Origin of the sequence: Ulvibacterium marinum, from assembly GCF_003626755.1 — a bacterium.
Lineage (GTDB): Bacteria > Bacteroidota > Bacteroidia > Flavobacteriales > Flavobacteriaceae > Ulvibacterium > Ulvibacterium marinum.
Genome location: NZ_RBCJ01000006.1, coordinates 18,801 through 31,058, shown reverse-complemented (window position 1 = coordinate 31,058; position 12,258 = coordinate 18,801). Strand labels below are relative to the sequence as shown.

General features: G+C 42.7%; 10 protein-coding genes. 4 read left to right on the top strand and 6 right to left on the bottom strand.

Features of this window, described 5'->3' with window-relative positions; genetic code table 11:
* Positions 1 to 30 precede the first annotated feature (30 nt).
* The 4 genes from D7Z94_RS23455 to D7Z94_RS23440 all read left to right on the top strand — a co-directional run bounded on the left by D7Z94_RS23455 (position 31) and on the right by D7Z94_RS23440 (position 5,227).
* Positions 31 to 1,158: an ABC transporter permease gene (locus D7Z94_RS23455; RefSeq protein WP_120714093.1), complete on the top strand. Its 1,128-nt coding sequence runs from the start codon at positions 31 to 33 to the stop codon at positions 1,156 to 1,158.
* 108 nt (positions 1,159 to 1,266) lie between these two features.
* Complete coding sequence (locus D7Z94_RS23450) at positions 1,267 to 2,256, top strand: adenylate/guanylate cyclase domain-containing protein (protein ID WP_158594715.1); 990 nt, start codon at positions 1,267 to 1,269, stop codon at positions 2,254 to 2,256.
* Positions 2,257 to 2,321: 65 nt separating this feature from the next.
* Positions 2,322 to 3,137, top strand: coding sequence for a phospholipase A (locus D7Z94_RS23445; protein ID WP_158594714.1), 816 nt, complete (start codon positions 2,322 to 2,324; stop codon positions 3,135 to 3,137).
* Between the two features lie 137 nt (positions 3,138 to 3,274).
* A complete protein-coding gene (locus tag D7Z94_RS23440) occupies positions 3,275 to 5,227 on the top strand; it encodes a glycoside hydrolase family 3 protein (protein ID WP_120714090.1) in 1,953 nt (650 codons plus the stop codon).
* Between the two features lie 52 nt (positions 5,228 to 5,279).
* Here D7Z94_RS23440 and D7Z94_RS23435 read toward each other — a convergent pair whose 3' ends face one another.
* The 6 genes from D7Z94_RS23435 to D7Z94_RS23410 form a co-directional block, all read right to left on the bottom strand.
* Positions 5,280 to 6,590, bottom strand: coding sequence for a TRAP transporter large permease (locus D7Z94_RS23435; protein ID WP_211341852.1), 1,311 nt, complete (start codon positions 6,588 to 6,590; stop codon positions 5,280 to 5,282).
* Complete coding sequence (locus D7Z94_RS23430; protein WP_245967294.1) at positions 6,580 to 7,071, bottom strand: TRAP transporter small permease; 492 nt, start codon at positions 7,069 to 7,071, stop codon at positions 6,580 to 6,582. Before D7Z94_RS23430 ends, D7Z94_RS23435 begins: the two co-directional genes overlap by 11 nt.
* Entirely contained in the window at positions 7,068 to 8,060 is a 993-nt protein-coding gene (locus tag D7Z94_RS23425; RefSeq protein WP_120714089.1) for a TRAP transporter substrate-binding protein, read from the bottom strand. Before D7Z94_RS23425 ends, D7Z94_RS23430 begins: the two co-directional genes overlap by 4 nt.
* Positions 8,061 to 8,140: 80 nt before the next feature.
* Complete coding sequence (locus D7Z94_RS23420; RefSeq protein WP_120714371.1) at positions 8,141 to 9,517, bottom strand: putative oxidoreductase C-terminal domain-containing protein; 1,377 nt, start codon at positions 9,515 to 9,517, stop codon at positions 8,141 to 8,143.
* Between the two features lie 122 nt (positions 9,518 to 9,639).
* The gene (locus D7Z94_RS23415; protein ID WP_120714088.1) at positions 9,640 to 11,016 is read right to left on the bottom strand and encodes a Gfo/Idh/MocA family protein; all 1,377 of its coding nucleotides are present in this window, start codon (positions 11,014 to 11,016) and stop codon (positions 9,640 to 9,642) included.
* An 18-nt stretch (positions 11,017 to 11,034) separates the two neighbouring features.
* Entirely contained in the window at positions 11,035 to 12,258 is a 1,224-nt protein-coding gene (locus tag D7Z94_RS23410) for a DUF6807 domain-containing protein (protein WP_120714087.1), read from the bottom strand.

The following is a 12,258-nucleotide window of genomic DNA, read 5'->3' as shown; positions in this document are numbered from 1 at the left end:
TACCCTAAGGGTTTAACTAAAAATGGCATAATGCAAACGTTGCGATACCTTATTCAAAAAGAATTCATCCAGATATTTCGGAACAAGGCTTTGTTGCCCATGATGACCTTGTTGCCCATTATTCAATTAATCGTACTCTCCAATGCGGCTTCGAATGATGTAAAGGACGTACGTTTGGTCATGGTGGATAATGACCAATCGGAAATTTCCCGTTCATTAACCCGGAAAATTTCCGCCAACGATCGTTTTACATTGGTGGAAGTCTCTTTTAGCCATGATGCCGCCTTTGAACTTATGCAGCGCAATAAAGTCGATATCATTTTGGAAGTGCCCTCCAATTTTGAAAGGGAATACTATAGAGGAGAGACCCCAAAAGTGCAGATGCTGGTAAACGCCATTAACGGACAACAGGCCACGGTTGGGAGTGGATACCTCAACAATATCATTGCTTCCCTAAGTGCTGAAATTCAGAGAGATGAATCCCTAGTGATGAGCACTTCCACTCCCCGGGCAACAGCTTTGGTGGAAGTATCCTCCAATAACTGGTATAATCCTGAATTAAAATATCCACACTTCATGGCCCCGGGAATTTTAGCGGAATTGGCTGCCTTGTTGACCATTGTACTAAGCGCCATGAACGTGGTGCGTGAGCGAGAGATAGGTACCATAGAGCAAATCAACGTGACCCCAATAAAAAAATGGGAATTCATTTTAGGAAAACTGGTACCTTTTCTGTGTATTGGACTGATTTTGGTCACGGTAGGCTTGGTGGCCAGTAAACTGATTTTCGATATTCCAATACGCGGCAGCCTTTTGCTCGTTTTTGGTTATGCCATCATAAATTTGATATGTGTCCTAGGTCTGGGATTGCTCATTTCAAATTTTGCGGACACCCAGCAACAGGCTATTTTCGTTGCTTTTTTTTTCGTGCTCATCTTTATTTTAATGTGCGGGCTCTTTACCCCCATCGAGAGTATGCCCAAATGGGCACAATACGCCACAATACCCAATCCATTGGCCCATTTCATTTCCGTAACACGGAAAGTACTTTTAAAAGGAAGTGGTTTTTGGGACATACGCTGGGAATTTATATACACCATCATACTGGCCATCCTATTTAATGTAGCAGCTGTATGGAGCTACAAAAAACAACAATGATTCGCAATTGACCTTATGTCCAAACGGAACGAACATCAAACGCTAATAGAAAATGTTATTTTGATATTGCTCTTTGTTGCGGGGGCCAATTTTTTCATTTTCTTAAAAATGGCTGGGATTGAAAATCCCGCCATGGCCATCAATTCCCGGATAAACGAGCCCTCTTCCATTCTTCATTTGCGGATAAGCATAGGGGGTGCTATAATCGGTATGCTTATTCTTTGGTATGAGTCCCACATACATCCAAAGATTACCAAACGTTTTTCATCCTTATTTTTTAGAAGATTGGTCTGGCAAGTAGATGTAGCCTTCATTATTCTGATTCCCATCTTTGTGCTGAACATTTTTTTTGGGATTATTGAAGACAAACTTTCCGTAAAATTGGCCGTCAAGGAATCCTTGGCATTTATGGCTACTGGGCTCTTTCTGTCCTTTTTCATTTATTTCTATTTTTTAAGCATCCTGGTGAGTTTTTTGCGACGTTTGCACACGAGCTTTGGACAACATGTTTTTTACAATTACCTTATAGAGAGATATACAGAACCTTTGGAGGAAAATAGAACTTTCCTTTTTTTGGATTCAAACGATTCAACCCGAATAGCCGAGGAACTGGGACATGTAAAGTATAGCCGATTCCTGAATCGTTGTTTTGATGACATTATAAATGCAGTAAAGGAATACGAATATGATATTTATCAATTCGTCGGCGATGAAGTGGTGTTTACCTGGCCCGCCTCCCAGAACGATAAGGGACAGGCCGTGCACATGTATTTGTCCATAAAAAATCAGTTCCGACTTTTTGATAATCTATATCGAACAAAGTTTGGTGTCCGGCCTTTTTTTAAGGCGGCCGTGAGTACGGGCAAGGTTACTGCAACCTTGGTTGGAGGGAAGATGAAAAACATAGCCTATCACGGCGATGTACTTAACACGACCGCCAGACATTTGGGCCTCTGTAAAAAATATAAAAGAGATATTCTGTTTACCCAATTTTATTTAAAATCCTTGGGACACCCTTTTTTTGAACATGAGCTTATTGCTACTTTAAAATTAAGGGGTAAGGCCAATGAGAGCAAAGTGTACGCCTTAAAATATTGAAGCACCGCATCCATACGATGAAAAAAAACCGCAAACCAAACTGCATTTCCAACAAAACCCTTGTTTTGGTAGTATTCCTAGTTACCATCCGGGCGGGACTTAAGGCCCAAGATAAAATTGACAGCACTAATTTTAAAAGGTATGTAAAGAATCTTCCAGCATTTACCATGTACAAAGACAACTATTTCATTACCGGAACTTCCCTGAACGAAACGATTTCTTCGGAAACAAGCGATGCCAAATTTCAGTTGGGGTTCAAACAGCGTTTGACAAATCTTGAAATGCCGTGGGAAACCTTTCTGTTCTTTACGTATCAGCAAAAATCATTTTGGGATATTTATAAGGATTCCTTCCCGTTTCGTGAGACCAATTATAATCCCACTTTGGGATTGGCCAAATTGTTTGTGGATAACAAAGGCATCAAGGCAGGTCTTTGGTTTTCATTTGAACATGAGTCCAATGGTCTAGGTGGAGACGATTCCAGGAGTTGGAATTATTTTTCCATACAATACCTTAAAGTTGGTGGTCAGAATTGGCAGTTTCGGGCCAAAGCATGGCTACCTGTTGGTAATATTGACGGTAATCCGGACATTACCTCATATAGGGGATATTTTAAATTGGGGGCTACCCATAGAATCACTCAGAACTTCTTTTTTGATTTAGACCTCCAGCCCGCCTATGATGCACGATTAAGAGGTAGTGTTGAGGCCGGACTAAGTCTTAAGATTTCAAAAAATAGTAACCAGTTCATATACTTGCAATATTTCGGGGGTTACTCCGAAGATCTCATTGATTACAATAGAAGTGTAAATAACTTACGAATTGGAGTTGCCTTCAAGGATTTGTTCGCCAATTTTAATCAAAAACCAACAATAAACTAACCCACAATAAATAGTCATGAACTTAAAATCCCATTATTTCGAAAATTCAAGAACGAAATTCTTATGCTTAAACAATCCCATAAGGCTTTATCCTATCTGGTATCCCTACTAATTTGATAACACCTAAAAACAAACCCATGAAAAAGTTTCTAAAAATTACCGGATTCATCTTAGCAGGATTGATTTTAATCCTTTTGTTGATCTATCTTGTTTTCACCATTAAATGGCATCGGGAATCAGCCGCCAATATGGAATTGGCCGGGGATGAAGCCCCGGTTTTAACAGCCAACGGATACCAATTCCGGGACTTGAACAAAAATGGGAAATTAGATGTTTATGAGGATTCCAGGGCACCTTTGGAAAAGCGGGTGGAAAATTTAATCTCGCAGATGAACCTAGATGAAAAAGCCGGCCTCATGTTCGCTCATTTTCTAGGTATGGAACAAGATGGTTCATTACTTGAAATTCCAACTTTCTCCGACCCTTTTTCGTTTATGACCGAAAGTACCTCCGGAACCATACTGAAGAAGAAAATGAACCATGTTCAGAATCTTGGCGGAGCTTCCGCCAAGGTCTACGCTACCTGGAACAACAACCTACAGAAATTTGCGGAACGAACACGTCTAGGGATTCCCGTAACCCTTATTTCCGATCCAAGGCATGGTACCATGGCCATGCCCGGTGCGAGTGCCGAGGCCAAATGGATTTCCGTCTGGCCATCCCAACTAGGGCTTGGTGCCATTGGGGACACAGTTTTGGTCCGGGAATTTGGCGACATTGCGCGGCAAGAATACTTGGCTCTCGGTATTCGTTTGGCGCAACATCCCATGGCGGATATCGCAACGGATCCACGTTGGGCCAGGATCAACGGTACGTTTGGTGAGGACGCTCGGCTAAGCGCGGCACTCACAAAAGCATACATTCAAGGTTTTCAGGGCGATAGTCTCGGTCCGCAAAGCGTGGCATGCCAAACCAAACATTTCGCCGGAGGCGGGCCGCAGGAAGATGGATGGGACGCTCATTTTAAAAGTGGTAAGGGCCAGGCATATCCGGGGGATAATTTTGATTATCATCTGATTCCCTTTACGGAAGGTGCCTTCATGGCAAATACAGCCCAAATAATGCCGTACTATGGAGTTCCAAAAGGTCAGGTAAAAGAAGAGGTAGGTTTTTCCTTTAGTAGGGAAATGATCCAGGAACTATTACGTGATTCTCTTAAGTTTGATGGAGTTGTAGCCACGGATTGGGGCATAATTTCCGATATGGTCGTCAAAGATGCCTCGGCCTGGGGTGTGGAACACCTATCTGAAAAAGAACGGGTAAAAAAGGTCTTGGACGCCGGGTGCGACGTCTTTGGAGGAGAATATGTAACCGAGCATATCATTGATCTTGTTGAAACCGGCGAGGTGTCGGAAGAAAGAATCGATATCTCGATAAGACGAATCTTAAGGGATAAGTTCAGATTGGGGCTCTTTGACAATCCCTATGTTGATTTGGACGGCGTAGATATCGTTGGGAATCCCGGTTTTGTTAGGAAAGGAAGAGAGGCCCAAAGAAAATCCCTGGTTTTGTTAAAAAATGAAGGGAAATTACTGCCGCTCTCCGCCAATACGAAAATATATCTTGAAGGAATGGAACAAAAAGGGCTTAATGAGAAATTTCCGCAAATCGTGGAGGATATCGATGAAGCAGATATCATCGTTCAAAAATTGGAAACCCCTTCCTCACCACCCGAGGGAGGTAGTCTTTTGGAAAGGCTTATCCCCCAAGGAAGGTTGGATTTTCCAAAGGACGAAAAAGAGGAAATCCTGGAACGTACCCGTTCCAAGCCTACTATTACAGTACTTACTATACAAAGGCCTCCGGTAATCCCAGAAATAAATGCGGCTAGCAAAGCCGTGATCGCGGATTTTGAATGCGAGGACGATATTATCTTGGAATTGATTTTCGGAAAATTCAACCCCAGTGGAAAACTCCCCATTGAAATTCCATCCTCAGTAGAGGCCGTGGAAAAACAGCTAGAGGACGTTCCCTACGATTCGGAAAATCCCTTGTATCCATATGGACACGGATTATCCTATTCGTACTAAAACCGAAATCCTTTTGAAGGAAATCATATGAAAAGAAAACTGAAGGAATTTACTATTCTATCAAACCAAAAAGGCGTGGCAACCAAAGGGAAATTTCGCCAAAGTAAGTGATGATCAACAAAATCAGAACCATAGCACCCAGTAATGGCAGCAATGGTGCTATGACCTTTGTCACAGGTACTTTAGCAACTCCGCTTCCTACAAAGAGCAGGGTTCCAACAGGCGGGGTACAGACACCGATACATAGGTTAAGTACTATGACCATTCCAAATTGTACGGGATGCATCCCTAAGGCCATGGCCACCGGTAGAAAAATCGGCGTAAAAATGAGAACAGCAGGGGTCATGTCCATAAAAGTACCCACAATCAACAATGTAATATTGATCAATAGAAGCACTAAAAAGGGATTATTTACAGATTCTACCAAAAGTGATGTCAACATTTGTGGTATACCTTCAAAGGAAAACAACCATGACATGGCCATTGAAGTAGCAATCAAGAACATGACTACAGCAGTTGTTTTAGCACTTTGTAGCAAAATGGGCCTAAAATCCGTAAACTTCAGTTCCCGATTCAAAAACCCTAACAGGACTGCATAGACCACAGCTATGGCGGCAGCCTCGGTAGCCGTAAATATTCCGGCAACGATTCCCCCCACGACGATAACCAAAAGGGTAAGGCTTAAAAAAGCATTCTTGAAATCGATCAAAAGTTGCTTGAAGCTAACACGCGGAGCACGGGGCAAATTTTTTCTCTTGGCATAAAGGAACACCATAAACATCAAAGCTAGTCCCACCAAGATACCCGGAGCATAGCCGGCAATGAACAAAGCTGCTACAGACGCCGTTCCTCCACTGGCTAGGGCATAAACGATAAGTACATTACTGGGAGGAATCAAAAGACCGGTAGTCGAAGAGCTAATATTTACCGAAGCGCTAAATTCCCTTGGATAGCCCTCCTTTTCCATCTTATCTGTAAGTGTACTACCTATTGCCGATGCCGCAGCAATGGCCGATCCTGAAATTGCACCAAACAACATAGCTGCTATGATATTCACGTAAGCCAGGCCTCCAGGAAGGCTGCCGATAAGCGATTTGGCAAAGTCGATCAACCGTTTTGCAATCCCCCCACGGTTCATGAGTTCCCCGGCCAAAATAAAGAACGGAATGGCCAATAGGGCAAAATTATCTATTCCTGTGGTCATGCGTTGCGCTGCAGTGGTAGTTGCCGGCATAAAAACAATGTTCAAAAGCAAAGTAAGCGTAGTAGAGATACCAATGGAATAGGCAACAGGGACGCCATAGGCCAACAGACCGATAAAACTGATGAACAAGACTAGAATGCTTATGGTTTCAATGCTCATGGGCTTTTGGGCTAAAGGTTATGGTTATGTGGTACAAACAAAAGAAAATTATGATAAGTCCACTAACGGGCACAATGGAATATACAAACCCAAGCGGAACATTTAAAGCAGGCGAAATCTGACCTAATTTCGAGGTAGTGTACACCAAATTACCGCCACCAATGACCATGACCACCAAGGCAAAAAGAGCCATAAGCCATTGTATTTTTCTTTGTCGTTTCCTTTTTTTCTCAGGAGAAAGTTTGGAGACGAGAAAATCCATGGAAAGATGTCCTTCCTCCATCCCGTTAATGTAGGTAGCCCCCAGAAGGGTTAGCCAAATAAGTGCAAACCGCGCAAACTCCTCGGTAAACGAGCTGGACTGTCCCACGATATACCTAGAAACCACCTGCCATACGACATCAATAACTAGGAGCCCAAAAATGAGCACCAGAAAGGCTTCGATGATTTTATTCAATGAGCGGTACAAACGTTTCATCATTGCGATTTAATTTTCTCGATGTACTGCTTCATTTTTGGGTCTTCCATTAATCGCTCCATTACAGGACTTGACTTTGAGGCAAAAGGTTCCTTTTTCGGATAATTGAATTCCACTTTGGCCTCTTTAAGCACTTCCATATTCTCCTTTACCGTTTCTTGCCAGTATTGCTTCTGTTTTTCCACGCTTTCGGAAGCTGCCGAATGTAGCCATTCCTTTTCTTGGTCGGATAGGGTATCCCAAAACTTGGTTCCTATTACTACTACGTCAGGGACCATACTATGTTGGTCAAAGGAATAATACTTGCATACTTCATAGTGATTGGAGGTTACGAAGGAGGGAATATTGTTCTCCGCGCCGTCCACGACATTTTGCTGCAACGCGGTATAGAGTTCACCATAGGCCATGGGTGTGGCAGAAGCACCTAAGGTATTGACCATATCAACCGACATTTGATCGTTCATGACCCGTATCTTCAGGCCTTTCAAATCATCCGGAGTCTGGATGGGCTTTCTTTTAGTATAAAAACTTCTGCTGCCTGCGTCATAAAAGCAAAGCCCGCGTAAAAGGTACTCCGTTCCTCCCTCTAATAACTCCTGTCCTACCTCACCTTCTAAAACCGTAAAAAGGTGTTCCCTGTCCCTAAAAAGGTAAGGTACTCCCATTACTTTGTATTCCGGGGCAAAATTGGACATGGACGCCGCACTTACCTTGGTCATAGCAATACTGCCAATCTGCAATAGTTCCAAAACCTCACGTTCCGTCCCCAATTGGCCGTCCGGAAAAATCTTTATTTGAAGCTTGCCATCGGATTTCTCGTCCACGAACGTTTGCATATCCAAAATACCTTTATGTACAGGATGCGTTATGGGCAAGGAATGCGCAAAATAGAGTACTTTTTGGTCTCTAATCTCAGAGCAGGAAACTTGAAAAAGGGCTAATACAGCAATAGATAGGAGAGTTAAAAAAGTGTAACGGTATCTATTGTGCATATTTTAAGTAATGAAGTCAGGTGGTATGGAATATTCTCTTTACCGCTTATAAATATAGGAAAGAAAGTGGTTCTTGCAATTTATTTTTGCTGTGCCATTTTTAAAGCTTCAATTGTTGTATAATATTTTGAAATCATATTGGGAACTTCCCATTCCGGAAGTTTTCCAGCTTCTAAATATTTCAAATAGTTTTGGGTCACCTGACCAAAATGCGCCTCATGACCAATTTTGAATTCATCGGGAATGGTAATACGATACGTACCATCTGAAAGCTTTTCCATAGCTGTACCTGGAAACTCGGCGTTTATTTTGGTATCGATTACATTCGTTAGGTCTGCTTCAAAACCTTCTTTTTGCTTTGGCCGAATGTATAGTATAGGTTTATAATTCTCCTCAGTGCCCTGTTTAATGATCAAATCACTTTTGGTGCCTCTCATAATACTATAATGGGTATCGCCAGTTCCCTCAGGAGCCTGGTAATTCCAAATTACGGAAACCTTAGCAAGCTTTCCGTTTATCTTGTAACGCATTTCCCCATTGCAGTATACATGTAGTTTATCGTCCTTAATGTCCTTTTGTAAATAGTCCGGATAAGTACCAAGACCCGTAACTTTCTGGAACTCGTCCTTGGTTAAAATCGTAGGCCAACGTTTGGCGCTAAGCATTTCAATATTAGTAGAATCGATAATTTGGCCGGGAAAGGCCTCCCATTGTACCAAATCTACCAAATGTGTGGTTACATCTACTATACCCTCACCTTCTTCGTTTACATCAAAAAACCAGGGAGGACGTACCAAAGGTTGCCCTGAGACATATTTGAAAAAATGATGGACACTTTCCTTACTAATGGCCGGTTCCTCTAGGGAACCCTCCATCAATTCACCAAATACGGAAGGTATTGTGGAAAAAAGTTTCTGCATGACCGTTGTCGATTCAAAACGCTCGGTCATGATATCATAGATGAGAAGGTTCTTTTCTTGTGCGATTTGAAAGGCTTCCTTCAATTTTTCAAACCCCTCTGGGTTAATGACCAACGGCTTATCTGCATATACATTGAGGCCGGCCTTGACCGCTTCCAATACATAATCGATTTTTTTTGAATTCTTCCCGGCAACGATCATTACATTTCCAGGTTTTTCGGTAAGCATCTTTTCCAAATAATTGGGGCCAAGGTAATTCTTTATGCTCCAATCTGTTGGTGATTCGTCCCTACTATTGTACGATTCAATTTTTGTCAAAAAGTCCTGTACCTCTGGCCCTTCGGGAGCAAAAAGATAGATGGTGGAATCAACCTGGGGATACATGGTCTTATGTACTAGGGCCGCATGAAAATGGCCCGGATCCAAAGTCATCAATTTCACCTTTTCCACTGCTGCTTCCCCATCCATTTTTTCATTGGTTTTTTTTTCTGCACAGGCAAGGCAGAGTATCAATAAAAACAAGGCATTAAGTTTCATTCTTTTTGGTTTCATTGCTTGCGAAGGGGAAGATATGATTTTTAGATGAAATATAATTCTTTCGAAACGTGGTATTTCTACTTTGAATCCATAAACGGAAATGGGCCAGAGTACTTACATCCTTAAACCTTTACGTAATCCGTTCCATAGGGTTTACGTTGTTCCCGTGCCAACATGGCATTGGCCTCATTATCATTGACGAAAGTTTCCGTTTCATTGTCCCACTCCAATTTTCTATCGAATTGCATGGCGATGTCACTAATCAAACAAATGGCACAGGCCTTATGCCCTTTTTCAATAGGTGAAATGGGTTGCTTTCGCGTTTTGATACACTCCAACCAGTTGCCGTGCTGATCTTCGATTTTTTCAAGATGTATTTCGTTATCACTTATGACAGATTCCAATATTTTAGGGTCAGAGGAATTTAGGGCCTTTGCGCTTTTTTCCTTATCCACGGGATCGGATGCAGACGCTTGATAGGCGCCACGAGAGACGAAAATCCATCCATCTGTACCTTCATATCGAATTCCGTTGGTATAACCTCCACTCGTATAGACGGTCATGCCATTATCATATTCATGTTTCACAAAGAAATCACCATGTACGTTCCATAGCCCCGACTTTGGAAATTCAGCCAATGCCTCTACGGAAATTGGCCCGGTCAACTCCGTATCCATTCCCCAGGCTGCAGAATCATAATGGTGCTGCCCCCAACCGGTAATCATCCCGGCTCCATAACTTCGTAACCTTAACCAACCAGGTCTACTATATCCTTCGCGCGGATGGACGCCGATTTCTGTATAAGGCACCTCAGGGGTAGAACCCAACCACATGTCAAAATCCAGATTGGAAGGCACAGGCATTTCGGGCGCTACAGGACCCGATGGATCTCCGGGCAATCCGATTTTTACGGTATGTATCTTTCCAATTCTTCCATTTCTAACAAGTTCCGCGGCAACCCTAAACTGGGGCATAGCACGTTGTTGTGTACCTACTTGAAGAATTGCCCCCGTTTTTTTAATGACGTCCCGCAACTGTTGGCCTTCCTTTAAGGTCAAGGATGTCGGTTTTTGTAAATAGATGTCCTTCCCGGCCAAAGCTGCTTCCATAGCGGGTTGCGAATGCCAATGGTCCGGGGTGCTTATCACCACGGCATCAATATCCTTGTCCATGAGCATTTCCCGATAGTCCCCATAGGTCTTGGTATCCATGTATTTGGCCTTGCCCGTCTTTTCCCTATAAAAGCCATCGACCAAAGTTTTGGCATCCGCGGCCCTTTTGGAATCCACATCACAGACGGCAACGAACCGCGCATCATCAAAACGTATTGTATCATGAATATCATGAGATCGGGCAATACGTCCACAACCGATTTGACCAATATTGATTTTATTGCTAGGCGCTTCCTTGCCCAAGACATGTGCGGGCACTATACTGGGGAAACCTACCATTGCAGCTGTTCCCATTGCTGTTTTTTCCATAAAATTTCTTCGCTTCACGATATTCTAGTTTTATTTTTACTCTTTGATCATTTGTACTTTTGGTGGGTTTGCAAACGTCTGCCAATAGGCTTCGGCCTCTTCGGCTTTAAGTTCACCATCAAATACCACCATTCTATAATTCAGTTCATATTCTTTAACGGGCTCAATTTTCCATTCTTCATGTCGAATAGGACAAAACTCGAAGAACATATCGCCTCTACCCCCATTGGCATCCATAGGCCATATACGCATAGGTTCCGGATGCATCCGGTTTTCAGGATGACTCAGAAACAGAATACCATGGGTTCCTTGCCCATCAGAAGATGCACCGCTTACAATGCACCAACGGGCATTACTGCCATCGGCCGTCAGCCGATCTTTCCCCTCGGAAGTGAGCACGGAACAGTTATCCTTATGCCAGCGTTCATTAAATCGCAGACCAATACCACCACCATACCGATAGGCTTCAAAAAGTATTCCCGATTCCAAGGGTGAGGTAAAGGTAGTGGTGTAATCCAACATGTACCGATCGGGCCGATCTAAATTCCAAAGTTGCACCTTTAAATCTTCTTTTAATGCCACCTGAGGCGCATTGGCCGTTTTTAAATCGATGTGTTCCTGGGCTGCCGTAAAGGATGTAAAGATATTTCCGGAACGCGTTTCCCTAAACTCTTTAAAAAGTACGGTTCCCATACCCTGACCCAAATTCCAAAAATCCACTCGTTCTCCATCGACCTGCGTATGGGTCCAAGGTCCCCAAAGTCCATAGTGATGGTAATGGTCCGGAGGCTGAATACGTGTGAGCGTATCTCCTTTCGGTGTTATTATGGGATGTATATAGCCGGATTTTTTATAGAGGGAATCAACACCCGGAGGAGGATGCATCATTTCATACCTATATTGTACCAATGGTGAATTTTTAATAGACAATTGGAGATTCCCGTTATCCTTGGTAGTCGATAAATCTGGTCCATTGATGAGCTTCCTTTCAACTTTTTTTAAACTATAAGAAGCTTTTTTATCAGGATGATGAAGAAACCAGAGTTTTTGCCCCTCTTTATCCCGTTGGTACGAAACTGGTTCCCCATCATTGAAAATCATGTAATCATCGTCAGCAATATTCTTGAAATAGTCAAGTTCCAGAATCACTGGGATAGCGTTTAAAAAACCGTCGCCTTCCTTCACTTCAAATTGATATATCTCTTTTTCCTGGCATGACCCTAAGGTAATGACAAGGCAAAAAAGAAAAATCTGTTTCAT

Bases quoted from the DNA above. Each gene is read 5' to 3' on its own strand.
- D7Z94_RS23420 (WP_120714371.1), bottom strand. From the start codon at position 9,517: ATGAAACTTAATGCCTTGTTTTTATTGATACTCTGCCTTGCCTGTGCA.
- D7Z94_RS23410 (WP_120714087.1), bottom strand. From the start codon at position 12,258: ATGAAACAGATTTTTCTTTTTTGCCTTGTCATTACCTTAGGGTCATGC.
- D7Z94_RS23435 (WP_211341852.1), bottom strand. From the start codon at position 6,590: ATGAGCATTGAAACCATAAGCATTCTAGTCTTGTTCATCAGTTTTATC.
- D7Z94_RS23440 (WP_120714090.1), top strand. From the start codon at position 3,275: ATGAAAAAGTTTCTAAAAATTACCGGATTCATCTTAGCAGGATTGATT.
- D7Z94_RS23450 (WP_158594715.1), top strand. From the start codon at position 1,267: ATGGCTGGGATTGAAAATCCCGCCATGGCCATCAATTCCCGGATAAAC.
- D7Z94_RS23430 (WP_245967294.1), bottom strand. From the start codon at position 7,071: ATGATGAAACGTTTGTACCGCTCATTGAATAAAATCATCGAAGCCTTT.
- D7Z94_RS23455 (WP_120714093.1), top strand. From the start codon at position 31: ATGCAAACGTTGCGATACCTTATTCAAAAAGAATTCATCCAGATATTT.
- D7Z94_RS23425 (WP_120714089.1), bottom strand. From the start codon at position 8,060: ATGCACAATAGATACCGTTACACTTTTTTAACTCTCCTATCTATTGCT.